The 18218-nt window shown below is 62.7% G+C and carries 17 protein-coding genes; 11 read left to right on the top strand and 6 right to left on the bottom strand.

The features are described from left to right. Window positions 1-28: 28 nt before the first annotated feature. On the top strand, window positions 29-241 hold the full coding sequence (locus tag QM659_RS10775; RefSeq protein ID WP_127078448.1) for a type II toxin-antitoxin system VapB family antitoxin: 213 nt from the start codon (window positions 29-31) through the stop codon (window positions 239-241). Further along, complete coding sequence (locus QM659_RS10770) at window positions 231-647, top strand: PIN domain-containing protein (protein WP_303482516.1); 417 nt, start codon at window positions 231-233, stop codon at window positions 645-647. The genes QM659_RS10775 and QM659_RS10770 overlap by 11 nt, the downstream gene beginning before the upstream one ends. 61 nt (window positions 648-708) lie before the next feature. Here QM659_RS10770 and QM659_RS10765 read toward each other — a convergent pair whose 3' ends face one another. After that, entirely contained in the window at window positions 709-1938 is a 1230-nt protein-coding gene (locus QM659_RS10765) for an argininosuccinate synthase (RefSeq protein WP_127078452.1), read from the bottom strand. A 455-nt stretch (window positions 1939-2393) separates the two neighbouring features. Here QM659_RS10765 and QM659_RS10760 point away from each other — a divergent pair, with 455 nt between their 5' ends. The 4 genes from QM659_RS10760 to QM659_RS10745 all read left to right on the top strand — a co-directional run bounded on the left by QM659_RS10760 (window position 2394) and on the right by QM659_RS10745 (window position 5963). Continuing rightward, complete coding sequence (locus tag QM659_RS10760) at window positions 2394-3173, top strand: outer membrane protein (protein ID WP_415188428.1); 780 nt, start codon at window positions 2394-2396, stop codon at window positions 3171-3173. Between the two features lie 219 nt (window positions 3174-3392). After that, window positions 3393-5000: an exodeoxyribonuclease VII large subunit gene (gene xseA, locus QM659_RS10755; protein ID WP_415188427.1), complete on the top strand. Its 1608-nt coding sequence runs from the start codon at window positions 3393-3395 to the stop codon at window positions 4998-5000. Between the two features lie 11 nt (window positions 5001-5011). Beyond that, on the top strand, window positions 5012-5236 hold the full coding sequence (locus QM659_RS10750) for a DUF2093 domain-containing protein (protein ID WP_127078456.1): 225 nt from the start codon (window positions 5012-5014) through the stop codon (window positions 5234-5236). Between the two features lie 49 nt (window positions 5237-5285). Next, window positions 5286-5963, top strand: a complete 678-nt coding sequence (locus QM659_RS10745) for a pyridoxamine 5'-phosphate oxidase family protein (protein ID WP_415188426.1) — start codon at window positions 5286-5288, stop codon at window positions 5961-5963. Between the two features lie 78 nt (window positions 5964-6041). On the opposite strand, the gene lpxK is transcribed toward QM659_RS10745, so the two are convergent. The 4 genes from lpxK to ubiA form a co-directional block, all read right to left on the bottom strand. Continuing rightward, complete coding sequence (gene lpxK / locus QM659_RS10740) at window positions 6042-7184, bottom strand: tetraacyldisaccharide 4'-kinase (protein ID WP_415188425.1); 1143 nt, start codon at window positions 7182-7184, stop codon at window positions 6042-6044. After that, window positions 7174-9189, bottom strand: coding sequence for a glycosyltransferase N-terminal domain-containing protein (locus QM659_RS10735; protein WP_415188424.1), 2016 nt, complete (start codon window positions 9187-9189; stop codon window positions 7174-7176). Before QM659_RS10735 ends, lpxK begins: the two co-directional genes overlap by 11 nt. Before the next feature lie 170 nt (window positions 9190-9359). Next, window positions 9360-10148, bottom strand: coding sequence for a 3'(2'),5'-bisphosphate nucleotidase CysQ (locus QM659_RS10730; RefSeq protein ID WP_415188423.1), 789 nt, complete (start codon window positions 10146-10148; stop codon window positions 9360-9362). A gap of 5 nt (window positions 10149-10153) precedes the next feature. Next, window positions 10154-11152 (bottom strand): 4-hydroxybenzoate octaprenyltransferase, encoded by a 999-nt coding sequence (gene ubiA, locus QM659_RS10725; protein WP_415188422.1) that lies wholly within the window; start codon window positions 11150-11152, stop codon window positions 10154-10156. A 116-nt stretch (window positions 11153-11268) separates the two neighbouring features. Between ubiA and QM659_RS10720 the strand changes: the two genes are divergently transcribed. The 4 genes from QM659_RS10720 to QM659_RS10705 all read left to right on the top strand — a co-directional run bounded on the left by QM659_RS10720 (window position 11269) and on the right by QM659_RS10705 (window position 16741). Further along, window positions 11269-11991, top strand: coding sequence for a 16S rRNA (uracil(1498)-N(3))-methyltransferase (locus tag QM659_RS10720; RefSeq protein ID WP_415188421.1), 723 nt, complete (start codon window positions 11269-11271; stop codon window positions 11989-11991). A 69-nt stretch (window positions 11992-12060) separates the two neighbouring features. After that, entirely contained in the window at window positions 12061-13437 is a 1377-nt protein-coding gene (locus tag QM659_RS10715; RefSeq protein WP_415188420.1) for a glutamate--cysteine ligase, read from the top strand. Between the two features lie 654 nt (window positions 13438-14091). After that, window positions 14092-14967, top strand: coding sequence for an outer membrane protein (locus tag QM659_RS10710; protein ID WP_415188419.1), 876 nt, complete (start codon window positions 14092-14094; stop codon window positions 14965-14967). A gap of 184 nt (window positions 14968-15151) precedes the next feature. After that, window positions 15152-16741, top strand: a complete 1590-nt coding sequence (locus tag QM659_RS10705) for an AAA family ATPase (protein WP_415188418.1) — start codon at window positions 15152-15154, stop codon at window positions 16739-16741. Window positions 16742-16795: 54 nt separating this feature from the next. Here the strand turns inward: QM659_RS10705 and QM659_RS10700 are convergent, their stop codons facing one another. Further along, window positions 16796-17410 (bottom strand): YqgE/AlgH family protein, encoded by a 615-nt coding sequence (locus tag QM659_RS10700; RefSeq protein WP_127078475.1) that lies wholly within the window; start codon window positions 17408-17410, stop codon window positions 16796-16798. Between the two features lie 268 nt (window positions 17411-17678). Here QM659_RS10700 and QM659_RS10695 point away from each other — a divergent pair, with 268 nt between their 5' ends. Further along, a complete protein-coding gene (locus QM659_RS10695) occupies window positions 17679-18023 on the top strand; it encodes a hypothetical protein (RefSeq protein ID WP_127078477.1) in 345 nt (114 codons plus the stop codon). The last annotated feature ends 195 nt before the right edge of the window (window positions 18024-18218 follow it).

Raw genomic sequence — 18218 nt, 5'->3', positions numbered from 1 at the left:
GGCAAAGTGATTCGCGCGGTGGGGGCTCATGCGGACAAATATCGATCTCGACGACACGCTTATCGACGAAGTCATGCGCGTCGCAAACGTTAAAACGAAAAAGGAAGCCGTGCATCTCGCGATGCGGGAGTTCCTGAAGGCGAAGAAGAAGAAAAATCTTTTCGAGTTGGCCGGAAAGATCGATTTCGACGCCCATTTCGATCACACCGGCTTCCGGCACACGCGCTACGATGCTGATTGACACCAGCACGCTCGTCGCTCTTTTCCGTGATCGCACGGGCACCGTATCGCGCGCGCTCCAGGCCGTGCTCGAAGGTCGCGACTACTACCTGACGCGCTTCACGCAGACGGAGCTTCTCGCCGGTGCGCGCGATGAGGTGGAGTGGCTCAAGCTGGCCGATTATCTTGCCGATCAGGATTACGTCGAGGCCGGCATGGATACGTGGGCCTTGGCCGCGCGACTTGCTTTCGACCTCCGGCGCGAAGGACTACCCGTTCCGGGCGCGCCGACTTGCTGCATCGCGGCGATCGCCATCGAAAACGGCATGACGCTTCTGCATAACGACGCCGATTTCGCCACCGTTGCGAAAATCAGCGCACTGAAGCATCTGCCGTTTGAAATGCTTGGCGCGGCGCGGGTCATCTGACGCACCGCTTGCTTCTTTTGCTGCACGGCGGCGGCCAGGAAGGCCACCGCCATCTTGAGATTTAGAGCGCGCTCTTGTTCTTCCGCGCCCCGGTGAGCCTGAGCCGCAGCGCGTTCAGCTTGATGAAGCCCGCCGCGTCGCGCTGATCGTACGCCACCGCGCCTTCCTCGAACGTCACAAGCTCCTGATTATAGAGCGAGAACGGGCTTTCGCGCCCGATGACATGCGCCGCGCCCTTGTAGAGCTTAAGCCGCACAGTGCCGGTTACGAACTCCTGGCTCTTGTCGATGGCGGCCTGCAGCATCTCGCGTTCGGGCGAGAACCAGAAGCCGTTATAGATCAGCTCGGCGTATTTCGGCATCATCTCGTCCTTCAGATGAGCCGCGCCACGGTCGAGCGTGATGCTCTCGATGCCGCGATGCGCCTGAAGCAGAATCGTGCCGCCGGGCGTCTCGTAGATGCCGCGCGATTTCATGCCGACAAAGCGGTTCTCGACGAGGTCGAGGCGGCCGATGCCGTGCTTGCGGCCCAGCTCATTGAGTTTCGTGAGCAGCGTTGCGGGCGAAAGCTTCTCGCCGTTGATGGAGACGGCGTCGCCCTTCTCGAAGCCGACTTCGATGATTTCGGGCGTATTCGGCGCATCCTCGGGCGAAACGGTCCGCTGATAGACGTAATCGGGCGCCTCGATGGCCGGGTCTTCGAGAAGCTTGCCCTCGGACGAGGTGTGCAGCAGGTTCGCGTCCACCGAGAAGGGGGCGTCGCCGCGCTTGTCCTTCGTCACGAGGATCTGGTTCTTTTCGGCGAAGTCGATCAGCGCCGTGCGGGACTTGAAATCCCACTCGCGCCACGGAGCCACCACCGAGATATTGGGATCGAGCGAATAATAGGACAGTTCGAAGCGCACCTGGTCGTTGCCCTTGCCGGTTGCGCCGTGGCAGACAGCGTCCGCGCCCGTCTCATGCGCGATCTCGATCTGGCGCTTCGCGATGAGCGGCCGCGCGATTGAGGTGCCGAGCAGGTAAATCCCCTCATAGACCGCGTTCGCGCGGAACATCGGGAACACATAGTCGCGCACGAACTCTTCGCGCAGATCCTCGATGTAGATCTGCTTGATGCCCAGCAATTCTGCCTTGCGGCGCGCCGGTTCCAGCTCTTCGCCCTGTCCGAGATCGGCGGTGAAGGTCACGACCTCGCAGCCATAGGTGACTTGCAGCCATTTCAGGATGATCGACGTGTCCAAGCCGCCGGAATAGGCGAGGACGACTTTCTTGATGCTTTTCTTGTCGGACATTTCGGGCTCTTCGCGGATGTGGGGCGCTTGCGCGCACGCTTGCTTCGTCCGGCGAACGGCTCGCGGACGAGGGGGAAAACATGCCGCTACAAAACCCCATGTCGGCGCGAATGGGAAGACGATTCTGACGTGTCGCCAGGTTGAGTCCTTGCCCCGAAATCGGCGGGCGAAGTTTTTGATTAAAATCAATAAGATGGACTCGCCGGAATGCCCAGGCTGCTGGCATGCAAAAGACCTTCAATAATCAATCGAAGGTGTGTCAGTAATGCATCATAGGCGCGGCCTACGCGGCGGCGTAAGTCACTCTAATTCATGTTGGTATTTTTGACTCAAATTTTAGTTGAATTATATGGCCCCGTTCTGCAATCGCGGGTTAGTAATCACCCGATTTTCCCGAAGCTAAATCTTGGAATCGCGCATGGCGTGCGTGCCAATATAGGCTTTGGGGAAATTTCATGAAGAAGATTTTGTTGGGTGCTACGAGCATCGTTGCGCTCTCGTCGTCGGCTTTCGCGGCCGATCTTTACAAGGGCGGCAGCCTGAAGGATGCGCCGGTTTACGAAGCGCCCGCGACCTGGACCGGCTTCTATGTTGGCGCGCATGGCGGCTATGCCTGGAACTCGATCGATTTTCCCGGGACGCCATCTCACGCTAATGGCGGTGCGCCGCGCCCCGATCTTGAAGGCGGCTTCGTTGGCGGTCAGATTGGCTACAATTATCAGTACGACAAAATCGTTGTAGGCGTTGTTGCCGACATTTCTGCCGCGAACCTCGAAAAGACCGTCGATGACGGCGGCACACTCAGTCAAACCGCCAAAATCGACAGATTTAATACCGTCCGCGCAATAATTGGTTACTCGTTCGGCAAGTGGCTTCCTTACGGTACGGTCGGCTATGGTTGGGCGAACGTCTCTTATCGCTATGATTGCCCCGCTGATCCCAATGTAAACCCGTACAGCGGCTGCGCTAAAACCACTTACGCAGCCCGTTCGTCCAGCGATGAACAGTCAATCGGTGGACTAGTTTATGGTGGCGGCTTGAAATACGCTATCAACGAAAAGTTTTCGGTCGGAGCCGAATACCTTCGGTTCGATCCTGCTGACGAAACCTTCTCATACAACGCTTACGCGAAATGGGGACCGTCCAAAACCAAGATCGAGACCGAGACTGACACTGTGAAAGTGTCCGTCGACTACAAGGTCTTCGGCGGTAGCGTTTACGAGCCCCTGAAATAGTCCGCGACCCCATCCGGACTTCGGAAGCGGCGCCTCGCGGCGCCGCCTTTTGTTTCCGGGTGATCTGCGACGGCACGATGCGGGCACACGCCCGCGTCGCCACCCGAGCCCCGTTTCGGCGACGGGACCGCCTGTTCCACCGAACGCCGCGCCGCACAACCATGCCGTCGCCCACAGCTCCCGCCACCACCTCTCTGGACATCGCGTGGCTGGGCGTCCATGTTATCGCCCATGCAGGCGGAGCTTCTCTCGAACATCGCGGAATTCACAGTCTCGGAGCTTTCCTTCGCCATCAAGCGCACGGTGGAGGACGCATATGGTCTCGTGCGCCTGCGCGGCGAAATCTCCGGCTACCGCGGGCAGCACAGCTCCGGCCACGCCTATCTCTGCCTCAAGGACGACAAGGCGCGCATCGACGCGGTGATCTGGCGCGGCACATTCAATCACCTCAAGTTCAAGCCCGAGGAAGGGCTTGAGGTCATCGTAACCGGGCGTGTGACCACATTTCCCGGCAAGTCGAGCTATCAGATCGTCATCGAACAGCTGGAACCGGCGGGCGCGGGTGCGCTCATGGCGCTGCTCGAAGAGCGCAAGAAGAAGCTCGCCGCCGAAGGGCTGTTCGATGAGGACCGCAAGCGCCCGCTGCCGTTCTGGCCGCAGGTGGTCGGCATCGTGACGTCGCCGACGGGCGCGGTCATCCGCGACATGCTGCACGGCTTCACCGAGCGCTGCCCGACGCGCGTCATCGTCTGGCCGGTGCGCGTTCAGGGCGAAACCTGCGGCGCGGAGGTTTCGGCGGCGATCCGGGGCTTCAACGCGCTTGACGGCTTCGGCCCGCTGCCGAGGCCCGATCTGCTTATCGTCGCGCGCGGTGGCGGCAGCCTCGAAGATCTCTGGGGCTTCAACGAGGAAGCCGTGGTGCGCGCCGCCGCCGAAAGCGCGATCCCGCTGATTTCCGCCGTCGGTCACGAGACGGACTGGACGCTGATCGACCTCGTCGCCGACGCCCGCGCGCCGACGCCGACGAAGGCCGCCGAGTGGGCCGTGCCGAAGCACGCCGATCTCATCCTCCGCCTCGGCGAGTGCATCGAGCGCGCGCGGCGCTGCGTCCGCCGCAACCTAGACCGCATGCGCGCGGAGTTTCGCGGCGCGGAACGCGGCCTCCCGCGTCCGCATACGCTTCTCCAGGTGCCGCGCCAGCGCCTCGACACGGCGGGCGCGCGTCTCGGGCAGGCGCTCATCTATTTCACGGAGCGCTCGCGCGGACGTTTCGAACGCTCCGCCGTGCGGCTTTCACAGCGCCTCGTCGCGCGGCCTGTCGTCGAGGCGCGCGAGCGTCTGGGCCGCGCCGCCACCTTCAATGCGCGTGCCTTCCGCGATGTGATCGTCCGCAAACGCGAGCGCTGGACCGTTCGCGCCGAGCGGCTCAATGCGGGCCTCCTCGCCACGCCGACGCAACGCGGGATCGAGCGGCTGCTTGGGCTTGCCGCCCGCGCCGATCAGGCCGTGACGAACCTCGCGCAGCGCCACCGGCAGCGTGTTGCCGCGCTCGGACAGCTTCTTCAAAGCCTCGGCCACAAGAGCGTGCTGGAACGCGGCTTCGCGCTCGTGCGGGGTGCGGACGGTCGGGTGATACGCCGCGCCGCATCGGTGCCCGGTGCCGCCGCCCTTGACATCGAATTCGCGGATGGTCACGTTCGGGCTCATGGGGCCGCAGCCGATGCGCGAGCCGAGCCTGCGCCAACGCGCCGACGCCCGGCCACGCAACCGCAACCATCGCGGCGCGCGACTTCCAGAGACAAGGACGGGCAGGGTACGCTGCTCTAGGGACGACAGAGATGAATCGCATGGAGCGCCCTTTCGCCTTCGGGCAGGAGGCAAAAATCCGCTATCTCGACGGCGAGTTCCAGGTGCTGAAGCACGGCGCCTATGTGAAGTGCGCGGTAACGGGCGAGCCGATCCGCATCGAAGACCTGAAATACTGGAGCGTGGCCTATCAGGAGCCGTATATCAACGCGGCGGCCTCGCTGCGTCGTCATCTGGAACGTGCGCGCAGCCGCTGAGACGCGTGCGACGGCGTCCGCTTGAATAGAACATCATCCGGGGGATGCGGTGAGCGACGAGGCATCGGAAACATGGCCTGTAGGACCGCTGAACAGAATTCGGCGCGGCGATCGCGCGGATTATGACCGCGACGCCGTAAACGCCGTGCTCGATGAAGGGTTGACGGCCCATGTCGGCTTCGTCGACGGTGATCGCCCGGTCGTTGTGCCGATGTTTTACGGTCGCATTCACGATACCCTTTATCTGCACGGCTCGAATGGCACGCGTATCGCGAAGAAGCTCGGCAAGGGCGCGCCCGTTTGCCTCACGGTGACGCTTCTCGACGGGCTCGTCGTGGCGCGCTCCGCGTTTCACATGTCGGCGAATTTCCGCTCCGTGGTTCTGCATGGCCGCGCCGACCTCGTGACCGACGCCTCGGAAGCTTCGCGCGCGCTCGCGGCCATCACCGACCACGCCTTTCCGGGGCGCTGGGCCGAAGTCCGCCCGATGCTCGAAAAGGAATTGCGCGCCACAGCCGTCCTGCGCGTGACCGTGGAGGCCGCCTCGCTCAAGCACCGCAACGCGCCGCCGAAAGATGACGAGGCAGACATGGCGCTGCCCATCTGGGCAGGCGTCGTTTCACTCGATACGCGCGCCACGGCAGCGACCGACGAAACATGCCCGCCGGATGTGCCCTTGCCGCCGTCGGTCGAGGCGATGCTGAAGCGCCGCGGCGCGGGCCTTTAGATCGGCCTGCGTTAAATCGGACTCGATTGCCCCGGACAGGCCGATCCGCTTCGCACTTTCCGAACCCGCTTGAGCTTTCTACCGCAAACGTGCAGCGACGGCTGTCATCAACGCGGCCTGGTCTTCCGCGCGAAACCGCAGGTCGATTGGAAGGACCGCCGCGGCGTCACGAAGTTCTGCAACCGCGCCGGAACCGCCTTTCAGCCGCGCCCTGTCCTTCTCGGTCGTAAGAAGCCGCGCGCCCAACTCGCGCGATCGAAGAAGCAGCGCACGCGCATCGCCTTCCGTGAAAGGATGATGATCCGGGAACGCCCGCGCCTCCGCCACGGCAATTTCCGCGCCTTTCAGCGTGGTGAAGAATTTGCCGGGTCTCCCGATGCCGCAAAAGGCGAGCACGGGCTGCGAAAGAAGCGCGTCGTCGACCACCGGCACGATCTCCGCGCGAAAGAGCGGCTTGTCCGCGCGCATAAGCCTCTCGTCGCCCGGAAAAGGAGCAGCGGCCGCGCCTGCGCCGAGAACGACGATGGCATCGGCGCGAGCGAGTTGGGCGTCGAGCGGCGCGCGGAGCGGACCCATCGGAAACACGCGCGCGTTGCCGATGCCCGCGCCGCCATCCACCACCACGAGGCAGAAATCCTTGGCGAGGGACGGGTTCTGAAACCCGTCATCCATGATGATGAGGTCGGGCGCGGTTTTGCCGGGTGGCTCGCATCGTGGCGTCGCGCTTGCCACCGCCGTCAGGGCGTCCCCATCCATGAAAGCGGGTGCGGTCGATCCGTCAGAAGCCGCCGGCAAGGGCTCGCTCCGGCCGCCGCCCATCGCCTCGATGAACCGGGCGCCCGCTTGCCGGTCCCGGCTCACGACTGTCGGCGCGTTGCGGGCCAGCAGGAGCGGCTCGTCCCCAACCCGCTCCGCGTTGTCTTCCTCACCGTCGACAAGATAAGGCCCGCGCTCGCTGCCTCCGTAGCCGCGCGTGAGAAAGGCAGGCTGCCGACCGATCCCCCGAAGCAGAGCGGCGAGTTTCAGCGAGACGGGTGTCTTGCCCGCGCCGCCCATCGTGAAATTGCCGACGCAGATAACGGGGAGAGCGCTTTGATAAGGGGTCGCCTTGCGAAACCTGCGCTCGGCGATGCCGCCATAAGCGGCAGCCGCAGGCCAGAGGGCCCAGGCCGCGAACGGCGTCTTGACGCCATGCCACCAGCGGGGTGGCTCAAGGCGCATCGTGCGGAAGGAGTTCGGGTTGCGGCGCAGCTTCGCCGGGCGCTGCCTGCGGAAGCCACGGTGCAAGCGCTTCGAGCGTCTTTTCCAGCGCTCCGCCGAGCGTGGCGATGGCGGCGGAAGCGTGGCTTTTCAACTTCGCGGCCTTTTCGCGATCCTCGAAAACCTCTTGCGCGGCGGCGGCGAGTTCGGCTGTGTCGCGCACGAGGCAGACGCCATCGAAGCGGGCGAGCGTTTCGTAGGTTTCGGTAAAGTTGAAGGTGTGCGGCCCGGACAGGATGGCGGCGTCGAGCTTGATCGCCTCAATGGGGTTTTGTCCGCCATGCTCGACAAGCGAGCCCCCGATGAAAGCGGCCCCCGCGAGCGTATAGAAAAGGCCAAGCTCGCCGATCGTGTCCGCGACATAGATGCGCGTGGCCTCGTCGATCGCATCACCGGCAGACCTTCGCGCGACCGCATCGCCCCGCGCGCCTGCGAGGGCCGCAACGTCTGCGCCGCGTTCGGGGTGGCGCGGCGCGATCACCGTCAGAAGAGACGGGATGGCCGCGCGCAGCGTTTCGGCGGCGCGAAGCACGATGTCATCCTCGCCCGGATGCGTGCTCGCGGCGAGGAAGACCGGGCGCGCGCCTATGGCGTTGCGAAGCGCGTCCAGCGCCACGGCGTCGACAGGCGGAGGCGGCGCATCGTATTTCAGATTGCCGGTCACGACGATCTTGCGCGCGCCGAGACTTTTGAGGCGCTTCGCGATCCTGCGGTTTTGCGTCAGCACGAGGTCGAAGCGCGAGAAGACCGGCTGGCTCAGGCTCGATAGCCGCCGCCATCGCTGCGTCGAGCGCTGCGACATGCGCCCGTTGACGAGCGCGAGGGGCACGCCCGCGCCGTTCGCTTCCACGATCAGGTTCGGCCAGATTTCGGACTCGACGAAAAGGCCGAGGTCCGGCCGCCAGTGCTCGACGAAGCGTTTGCAGAAAGCGGGATTGTCGAGCGGCACGAACTGATGAATAGCCCCAGCGGGAAGGCGCTCCTTCGCGATTTTCGCCGAGGTCGTGGTGACGGTGGTCAGGAGCAGGTTCAATGTGGGGTGACGGCGCTTCAGCTCATCCATGAGCGCAAGCACGGAATTGGTTTCGCCCACGCTCGCCGCATGGAACCATGCGAGCGGCCCCTCAGGGCGCGGCTCCGACGCGATGCCGAGGCGCTCGCCAAGCCGCTCCGGCACTTCCTTGCCGCGCGCGGCGCGCCGCTTGAGGATTGTCATCGCCGCGGGCCGGGCCGCCCATGTCGCGCCGCGATAGGCCGAAAGCAGGAAGCCAGATTTGCGCGGCGGCAGTTTTTCCTGCGGCAGCGTGCGGGTGATGTCACCACCCGCGAGTTCATAGGCCCGCACGGTGGTGGCGTTCATGGCGTCTTCCACGAGCTGACGGTAGCGTTCCAGCTCGGCGTCGTCCGCATCGCGTGGCACATGGATCGGATCGCCGACGACCAACGCAAGCCGCGTGAACGGCAGATTGATCGTCATGCGGCTCCACGTCGGCAGCGTGAAAAAGCGTCCCGTGGCCACGGCGGCTGGCAGAATGGGCCGCCCCGACATGCGCGCTATGGTGACGATGCCAAGCCCTGCCACGCGCGCGGGGCCCGGCGGAATGTCCGTCGTCATGGCGACGGTGGTGCCGCCTTTCAGCGCCTTGAGCGCGGCCCGAAGCGCGCCCGCGCCGCCGCGATCCTTGCCGGAATCGCCCGCGCCCGCGCCCCGGATCAGCCCCATGTCGAAATGCAGAAGTGTGCGGCCGATCATTTCGCCGTCGGCATGCTTGGCGACCATGTTGCTGACCGGCATCGTTTTCGGCTTGATCAGCGGCATGCAGAGGAATTGACCATGCCACATGGCGACGATGGACGGATGGTGCGCCAGAAGGCGCGCGTCCGTATCAGCGGGATCGCGAACGATCCTGGAGGTGGAAAGCACCACGCGGACGTGCCTTGCCGCCAGCCCGCTGATCGTGTCCATGAACAGACCCGATTGCTGCACCCGTCGGAGGAATTTCTCTGGCTTTGGGGAAGCTGACGTCATTCAATCGCTGCACATGTGTCCTGAGGCATTGACGGTGTTAGCCCAAAGGATCGCGGCGTGAAAGTCCTAAGCGTAGGCTCACCCTGCTTATCCATTGAGCAGATCGCTTAAAGCGCGTCGCCCATGCGTTCCGCGAGGAGAGGGTAAAGCGATGGCCCGGCCGCAAGATAGCCCGGAACTTTCGCGCTTCTGTTGTTGAAGCGGAATGCGCTGCCGCTGGCATCGGTGGCGAGGCCGCCAGCCTCGGCGACAAGCAGCGAACCGGGCGCCACGTCCCATTCCCATTTGGGCGGCAGCGCGAAGGACGCATCCCCGACGCCGCTTGCGACGAGGCAGAGGCGATAGGTCATCGAACAGATGTGGACCGATTTCAAAGCGGGCCACGGGCGCGTCCACCGGCTGCTTTTAAGATGCGAGGGCGAGACGATGAACGTCGCGCCGGAAAGGGTGTCGCGCGCGCTGACGGCGATGCGGCGACCGTTCAGGAAGGCGCCGCCGCCGCGGCGCGCCTCATAGAATTCGCCGCGCACGGGATTGACGACCGCCGAGAGAACCGCTTCGCCGTCCTCGACGAGCGATAAGGCGACAGTCCAGTCATCCTTTGCTTGTATGAAGGATTGCGTGCCGTCGATGGGATCGAGAACGAACACGCGCCGCGCCGAAAGTCGCGATTCATGCTCGGCGCTTTCCTCGGACAGCCAGCCGTAATCGGGGCGGGCCTCGCGAAGCCTTGCGGCGAAAAGAGCGTCGACCGCGCGGTCGGCTTCCGTGATCGCAGTTCCGTCCGCTTTCGTTTCCTGGCGAATGCCCCGCCCCCAATAGGACAGCGCAAGCTCGCCAGCTTCGCGCGCGGTCTCGCGGACCAGCTCGAAATCCCGTGCGAGGTCATCCGTCATGTGCGTCAAACCGGGAGCGGGATCATGTCGAGGATCAGGGCGAGAAAGACGATCGCGCCAAACAGATGGTTGCTCCGGAAACGGTCGAGGCAATTCTGCCCGTCGTCCATGTCGAGCGTCGCGATCTGCCAAACGAGATGGCCGGCCGCGAGAGCCATGCCGGCATAGAAGACATAGCCCGCGCCGATGATGGCGCCCGCGAGCGTGATGCCGACGATGGTGATGCCATAGAAGAGCGAGAGCCACGCGGGCGTATTCTTCCCGAAGCGCAGCGCCGTGGATTTCAGTCCGATGACGGCGTCATCTTCCTTGTCCTGATGCGCGTAGATGGTGTCGTAACCGATGGTCCACGCCACAGCCGCGACATAGAGCAGGATCGGGGCTACACCGAGCGAGCCGAAGATGGCCGCCCAGCCCATGAGCGCGCCCCAGGAGAATGCGAGGCCCAGCACCGCCTGCGGCCAGAAGGTAACGCGTTTCATCAGCGGATAGACGAGGACGATGCCGACCGACGCGAAACCGAGCGCGATGGCGAAGGCGTTGAACTGGATCAGCACTGCGAGCCCGACAAGGCAGAGCGCCACGATCAGCGCGAACGCGGCCTTGACGGAGATGCGTCCGCTCGCAAGGGGCCTGCTTTGCGTGCGCGCGACCCTCGCGTCGATATCGCGGTCGAGGATGTCATTATAGACGCAGCCGGCGCTTCGCATGGCGAACGAACCGATGGCGAAAAGTGCAAGGAGCCACACATAAGGAAGCGTCGATGCGACGTCCTTGAAGTCGTTGAGATAACGGGCCGCCAGAGCCACCGACCACCAGCATGGCCACATCAAAAGCCACGCGCCGACTGGCCGGTCCGCCCGCATGAGCCGTAGCCAGGGCTTCAGGCTTTCGGGCGCCAGACGGTCCACGATATTGCGGTGCGGCGCGTCAGGGATTATCTCGGCGGGTGCTGCGCCCTGCGCGCTCGCCTTGGTTCCCGTTTCAGGCCATGTCGTTGGCATCGAATCCTCGTTCCCAGCCGATTTTTCTCCGTCGCGCGATATCGCGGCAAATCCTATGCTAAGTTTCAGCCATTGTCCTGCACAATACCCACCCAGCACGTTTTGACGCCATGGCCATGCAACGGATTTTTGTCGCAAATAAACTCGATCCCGACGGAGAGATCGCGCTCGATCCCGCGCAGGCTCACTACCTGCTGCATGTCTTGCGACTGTCGGAAGGCGCGGAGCTTCTGGCGTTCGACGGCACGAGCGGAGAATGGCTTGCCAGGATCGTCAAGGCAAGGAAAAGCGCCTGCTCGATTCGCCTCACGGAGAAGGTGCGCGAACAAACCGCGCCAACCGGCATCCATTATGCGTTTGCGCCGCTGAAACAGGCGCGGCTCGATTACATGGTGCAAAAGGCCGTGGAGATGGGCGCGTCGCTGCTGCAACCGGTCGTAACCCAGCACACCGCGGTGCCTCGCATCGGCGCCGACCGCATGAAGGCGAATGCCATCGAGGCGGCGGAACAATGCGGCGTGCTCACCCTGCCTGAGATCCGGCAGCCAGTGAAGCTCGCGGCCTTCCTTAAGGCGTTCGACAAGACCCGCGTGCTGGTCTTTTGCGACGAGCGCGCGACGGTCGCCTCGCCGCTCGAAGCGCTGGCGGGGCTTTCGGGAGGGCAAGTCACGGCGCTCATCGGGCCGGAAGGCGGCTTTTCGGAAAATGAGCGCGCCGATCTCCTTTCCCGGAGTTTTGTTTGCCCGATTTCGCTCGGACCGCGCATCATGCGTGCGGACACGGCTGCCGTCGCCGTGCTCGCATTGCTTAACGCGACCGTGGGAGACTGGCGGCGTTGAAAAACCGTCTTACATTTCACTATAGTGTCGCCGAACCCCCGCACTCAGGCGGCGACAGGCAGGCCTCTCATGTTAGCGAACAGCGATAAAGCGCCTTTGATCGAAAGCCGCGACGATCTGGTGGCGGAGATTTCCAAGGGCGAAAAGCCGAAGTCGCACTGGCGCATCGGCTCGGAGCACGAGAAGATTCCCTTCTATCGCGACACGCTGCGGCCCGTGCCCTACGAAGGCGACGCGGGGATTTCGGCGCTGCTTCACGGCCTTGCGGAGCGTTTCGGGTGGAAGCCGGTCTACGATCTCGACAAGGTGATCGCCCTCGACGCGCCAGCCGACAGTTCCGGCGGCTCCATCACGCTCGAACCGGGCGGACAGTTCGAGCTTTCCGGCGCGCCGCTCAAGACGCTGTTCGAAACCTGCGAGGAAGTCGGCCGACATCTCGATCAGGTTCAGCAGATCGCCGATCCGCTCGGCATTTCCTTCCTTGCGCTCGGATTTTCGCCGGTGTGGACCATCGCCGAAACGCCACGCATGCCGAAGAGCCGTTACAAGATCATGACCGAATACATGCCGAAGGTCGGCGCTTACGGCCTCGACATGATGTATCGCACCGCCACCGTGCAGGTGAATCTCGACTTTGCGAGCGAGGCGGACATGGTCAAGAAGATGCGCGTCTCGCTCGCGCTTCAGCCTATCGCGACGGCGCTCTTCGCCAATTCACCGTTCACCGAAGGCAAGCCCAACGGCTATCTGAGCTTCCGCAGCGCGGTCTGGCTCGACACGGACAATTCGCGCGCGGGAATGCTGCCCTTCGCTTTCGAGGACGGCATGGGCTACGAGCGCTATGTCGATTACGCGCTCGACGTGCCGATGTACTTCGTGCGGCGCGATCACAAATATATCGACGCGACAGGCCAGTCGTTCCGCGCCTTCCTTGAAGGGAAGCTGCCGCAATTGCCGGGCGAAAAGCCCACCATCGAAGACTGGGCCGACCACCTCACCACGATCTTTCCCGAGGTCCGCCTCAAGCGTTTCCTCGAAATGCGCGGCGCCGACAGCGGCCCGTGGCACGCGACGCTCTGCGTCCTCCCGGCGCTTTGGGTTGGCCTCCTCTACGATCAGGCGGCGCTCGATGCGGCATGGGATCTCGTGAAGGACTGGACGGCCGAAGAGCGTCAGCAGCTTCGCAACGATGTCCCGCGCCTCGGCCTTGCCACGCCGTTCCGCGGCGGTACGGTGCGCGATCTGGCCAGCGCAACGGTGAGGATCGCCGAAGCAGGCCTTGCCTCGCGCGCCCGCGAGCATGGGTTCAGGGACGAAAGTTCATTCCTGAAGCCGCTGCACGACATTCTGGAAAGCGGCCTTACGCAGGCTGACGTTCTGCTCCGGCGCTATCACCTCGAATGGGGCGGCGACGTGCGCCCGGTCTTTACCGAAAACGCTTACTGAAAACGAAATTCCATCTCGAAAACCTGAGAGCAGGCGACGTTTCGCGGCCGCACCGGTGCGCGATCTCGCCAGAGCCACGGTGAGAATCGCCGGGGCGGGCCATCGCGCGCCCGGAAAGGCGTGAAGCCGCTTCCCGACACGACAAACAACAAGATAGAGCGCGCTTTTGATTTGATCGAAAGCGGATACCTCCCGCGCTTGCGAGCGTGGGTTCATTCCGGAAAGCGATCTGACGGCAGGCTGACGTCCGCCTCCGGCGTTATCGCCTGAATGAGGTGGCGATGTGCGCCCGTGCTTTACCGAAAACCCCGGCCGAACAAACGAATCTCTTCTCTCGGAAACCTGGCGCCGAACGACTCGAATATCAGGAGCGATTCGTTGCGAAATCTGCCGCTGCGCCCGAATTTCAGCAGTATTACAACCTATATACTATACTGGTTGCAGGTAATACTGTTGCCGTTTTTCAACAGATTTTTGCCACACCAAACGTCAAATCATTGAAATAATTCATTTTTCTTTCCGCGCGCACCTCCGTTGCCGTGAAAAAGTGTACTTGCCTAATCTGACAATCTTGAGTTTAGAAAAACGCCATGCGATCACAATTGTCAGTTGAGTACACACATCGTCACAACTCGCGGGGAAATGAGGAGAGACATGACTCTCACGAAATTTGCACTGGTCAGCACTGTGGCCCTCGGCACGCTTTCAATCGCTGCCCAAGCCAATGCTGCCGATATCTATACTCCGAGCACCAAGGACGCTCCGATCGTGGTCGTTCCTCCGACATGGACCGGCTTCTACTTCGGTGGTCATCTCGGCGCTGCCTGGTCGCAGATCGACACGAACAAGAACACCTACTATGACGGCTATCATTGGAAAGACGAAAATCATGTGACCTATTATGGTCAGTCGCCATTTGGCGGCAATAACCTGAATGACCAGAACGCCTTCGGCGGCGGCCAGTTCGGCTATAACTGGCAGACGGGCGGCAACTTCGTCTTCGGTATCGAAGTCGACATCGGCGGTCTCGGCGGCGAAAACGAGAAGACCTTCTTCGGTAACACGACATATGGTAGCGACGCAGACCTTCAGGACGTCTTCGCCGTTCGGGTGAAGTCTGAAGGCGGCTTCTACGGCGACGTCACGGGCCGTCTCGGCTACGCTTGGGGCAATACCCTCCTCTATGCAAAGGGCGGTTTTGCGTGGATCCAGCCTGAGCTGAAGGTCAGTGTGGCAGCTTACGACAACAACACGGGCGATACTTACGGGATCAGCCGGACCTTTGACGACACCCTCACCGGTTGGACGGTCGGTGGCGGTCTCGAGTTCCTCCTGAACCCGAACTGGTCGGTCAAGGTGGAATACCTTCACTACAACTTCGAACTCGACAACAACCGGTGGAACTGGGGCGATACGGATTGGGCAGCCAACTCGTGGAAGCTGTTCAACAACGACCTGACAATCGACACCGTCAAGCTCGGCGTCAACTACAAGTTCGGCAGCGCTCCGGTGTACACGCCGCTCAAGTAGGCTGGGACGGTACCGTCAAACTGAAGGCCCCCTTCGGCGGGGGCCTTTCTCTTTTGCCAATGGCGAGCCGGAGCCGCCGGGCGACCGAACGCAAAACGCCGCGCATCCGCCGAGCAATTCCCGTTGCGCCCGCGCGTGAACGCGAAGATGATGGCCGGAGTGAATGAAAGGGAGCCGCTCTTCCTTGTCGAACTCCACGCACAACGGCAACGCGGGAAGCGCCGGACAGGCAGCCGTGATAGCCTTTCTCTCCGAGCCCGAAACCTACGGCGTTTCCGAGGTTGAGCGTATCGAGACGCACGGCGCCATTGTCTTTCTGGCGGGGGATCGTGCTTACAAGCTCAAACGCGCGGTCAAGCTTCCCTATCTCGACTTTTCGACGCTCGAAAAGCGTCATGCCATCATCTCTCGCGAATTCGGCATCAACTCCCACGCGTCGCCCGAGCTTTATCTGTCGATCCAGCCCGTGACACGGCGCGAGAATGGCGCGCTGGCGCTTGGCGCCCCCGGTGAAACGGTCGACTGGGTGCTGGTCATGCGCCGCTTCGATCAGACGCTCCTGCTCGACGCGCTGGCCCGCGATGGCCGTTTTGACCGCACGGTCTCGGTGGATCTCGCCAACACCGTCGAGCATTTCCACCGCCACGCTTCCGTTGTGACGAACTCGGGCTTCGCGCGATCACTGCTCGGCGTTGCCGATACGCTGGAGGCGGCGCTTTGCGGTCCGGTGGCGCAATCCCACGGCGTGAATGTCTGCCCCTATATCGCGAAGCTGAGACGCGAACTCGACGATAATTTCGCGTTTATCGAAGCGCGGCAGCGCGAGGGCTTCGTGCGACGCTGCCACGGCGACCTGCATCTCAAGAACATCGTGCTGTGGGACGGAAAGCCGACGCTGTTCGACGCGCTCGAATTCGACGACAGGCTTTCCACGATCGACGTGCTTTACGATCTGGCGTTCCTGCTGATGGACCTGTGGCAGCGGGGGCTCAAGCTCCAGGCGAACATCATTCTCAACCACTACCTCGAAATGGCGGCGATCAGCGAAGTGAAGGGGTTGGCGCTGCTGCCGCTGTTCCTGTCGTTCCGCTCGGCGATCCGCGCGATGACTGGCATTCACGCGCTGACGGTTTGCGCGCCCCGCGACCACGACCGCCTTTTGCGCGAGGTTCGCGATTATTCCGCCTTTGCCGCCGGCGTCATCACACCGAGCCAGCCGTCGCTCGTGGCTATCGGTGGCCTCTCCGGCACGGGGAAGACGACGGTAGCGCGTGAAGCAGCCCCGTTCATTGGGGCGGCGCCCGGAGCGCTTCACATCCGCACGGACGTCGAACGCAAGAGCATGCACGGCGTTCAGCTCACGCATCGCCTGCCGCGCGAGACATACACCCCGGAAAGCCGCGACGAAGTCTATCGCCGCGTTATCAAGAAAGCCGAAGTTGCGCTCGACAGCGGGCATTCTGTCATCCTGGACGCGGTGTTTCCCGAAGCGATCCAGCGCATTCGGCTTCTTGAAGTTGCACAGCGGGCGGGGGCCGGATTCGTCGGCGTCTGGCTCGACGCAGGCCCGGAGATTCTCCGCGAGCGCGTCGTCGCACGCGAGGGCGATGCTTCCGATGCGGACATTGCTGTGGTCGAACATCAGTTGCGAACGATCGAGGCGCCTGCCGACTGGCTTCATGTCGACGCGAGCGGTGAAACGGGTGCGTGCGCCGCTGCTATCGTGCGGGAACTCGCCGCGAGAGCGTTTTCAAGCGGTGCGCACACCGGTTAAAAAGTTTAGGGGCTGCGGCTTTTCGCGAATAACGGCCGAAATGCGAAACCGGCCCTACGCACGGCCGGCGGCGCAGACAAGATGGGAAGGATCGATACCGATGCTCTCCATCGCACGATGATATTTCGTGTCGAGATCGGTGGCAAAAACGATATCCGGGTCGGCCGGACAATTCAGCCAATCGTTTTCCTGAATCTCGCGCTCAAGCTGGCCGGGCTCCCAACCGGCATAACCGAGCGCCAGGATGGCATTGTTCGGCCCGCGCCCTCGGGCGATGGCGCGCAGGATGTCGACCGTCGCCGTCAGGCAAACGCCGTCGTTGATCGGAAGCGTTGCATCGGCCACGAAATAGTCCGAGCTGTGCAGCACGAATCCGCGGCTTATGTCGATGGGGCCACCGAGATGCACGGCCATCGCGTCCATGCGAATGGACGTCGGCCGAGACCAGCTCATGGGGATGTCGAGCTGTTCAAGCAGCTTCGTCATCGTGATGTGCGAGGCGCGCTGATTGACGATCAACCCCATCGCACCTTCTTCGGAATGAGCGCAGACGTAGATCACGGATCGATGAAAGCGCGGGTCCGTCGTCGAAGGCATCGCAACGAGGAGCTGCCCGTCGAGGTAGCCGTGGCTTTTGAAGCAGCCCATGTGACCGTGTCGTATTGCCATGTCCCTATGGTAGCGCCTCCGCCCGCTGGTTGTGAAGACGGGACTCGAAGAAATCCTGCGCGCGCCAACTCTTTGTGATGTCAGCGTTCCTGCTTCGATAACGGGATAAACCGCAAATCGGGGAGCGGGTTTCCGGCTGCGTAAATTGCGCGCAAGCGTAGCGGGATGGTCTCGGGCCTTGGCGAAGGCGAGCGCGGCAAGTTCGCCACATGCTTGTTGGCGCATGATCGTGATTGTTTCCGGAGCGCCGAGACACCGAGCTTGAGCTATGCACGTCATCGTCCAGATTCTGCAACTGATCCAGGATAGCGTTTATGCGGTTGCGCGCGTTGCCGGCTCGGCCTGGCAGTGGTGCCTGACGCAAATTATGGCCGTGCCGTGGGACCGGCTCGGTGACATGCCCGGATCGAAGGTAATCATCCTGCTCGGAAGCTCCGCCATCGTGTTCTATTTCATCTCGAAAGCGGCCCGGGAGCTTCTGGCCGCCGGTGAAAAGGCGTTCGCGGCGATTATGACGCTGTTTCAGGTTTTCGTCCGCGCCCTGCCGCCGATCCTCATCGCGGGCGCCACCGCCGCCGCCGGTTCGTGGGTGGTCAATAACGTCCATTTCTGAGCGTCCGGCCTGCTTCGCGCCTATCCCAAGACAAGAGCGGCGGACTTAAAATCGGCCTCGTTTTTGTGGCGTATGCGTTGCACGCGCGAATCGAGTTGATCCTCGCGCATGACCCGGCTTCCGAGTTTCAGCTCGGCTCTCCACGCTTTGTTACGAGTTCGGCATATGCGCCGCTTACCAAAGTATGAGATAAAT

Origin of the sequence: Rhodomicrobium sp. (assembly GCF_047605405.1) — a bacterium.
Taxonomy (GTDB): domain Bacteria; phylum Pseudomonadota; class Alphaproteobacteria; order Rhizobiales; family Rhodomicrobiaceae; genus Rhodomicrobium; species Rhodomicrobium lacus.
This window is presented reverse-complemented; position numbering and strand designations above follow the sequence as displayed.

Coding starts and splice junctions, on each gene's coding strand:
- QM659_RS10735 (WP_415188424.1), bottom strand. CDS start 9,189: ATGGACACGATCAGCGGGCTGGCGGCAAGGCACGTCCGCGTGGTGCTT.
- QM659_RS10765 (WP_127078452.1), bottom strand. CDS start 1,938: ATGTCCGACAAGAAAAGCATCAAGAAAGTCGTCCTCGCCTATTCCGGC.
- QM659_RS10770 (WP_303482516.1), top strand. CDS start 231: ATGCTGATTGACACCAGCACGCTCGTCGCTCTTTTCCGTGATCGCACG.
- QM659_RS10750 (WP_127078456.1), top strand. CDS start 5,012: ATGAATCGCATGGAGCGCCCTTTCGCCTTCGGGCAGGAGGCAAAAATC.
- xseA (WP_415188427.1), top strand. CDS start 3,393: ATGTTATCGCCCATGCAGGCGGAGCTTCTCTCGAACATCGCGGAATTC.
- lpxK (WP_415188425.1), bottom strand. CDS start 7,184: ATGCGCCTTGAGCCACCCCGCTGGTGGCATGGCGTCAAGACGCCGTTC.
- QM659_RS10775 (WP_127078448.1), top strand. CDS start 29: ATGCGGACAAATATCGATCTCGACGACACGCTTATCGACGAAGTCATG.
- QM659_RS10710 (WP_415188419.1), top strand. CDS start 14,092: ATGACTCTCACGAAATTTGCACTGGTCAGCACTGTGGCCCTCGGCACG.
- QM659_RS10695 (WP_127078477.1), top strand. CDS start 17,679: ATGCACGTCATCGTCCAGATTCTGCAACTGATCCAGGATAGCGTTTAT.
- QM659_RS10700 (WP_127078475.1), bottom strand. CDS start 17,410: ATGGCAATACGACACGGTCACATGGGCTGCTTCAAAAGCCACGGCTAC.
- QM659_RS10760 (WP_415188428.1), top strand. CDS start 2,394: ATGAAGAAGATTTTGTTGGGTGCTACGAGCATCGTTGCGCTCTCGTCG.
- QM659_RS10715 (WP_415188420.1), top strand. CDS start 12,061: ATGTTAGCGAACAGCGATAAAGCGCCTTTGATCGAAAGCCGCGACGAT.
- ubiA (WP_415188422.1), bottom strand. CDS start 11,152: ATGCCAACGACATGGCCTGAAACGGGAACCAAGGCGAGCGCGCAGGGC.
- QM659_RS10730 (WP_415188423.1), bottom strand. CDS start 10,148: ATGACGGATGACCTCGCACGGGATTTCGAGCTGGTCCGCGAGACCGCG.
- QM659_RS10720 (WP_415188421.1), top strand. CDS start 11,269: ATGCAACGGATTTTTGTCGCAAATAAACTCGATCCCGACGGAGAGATC.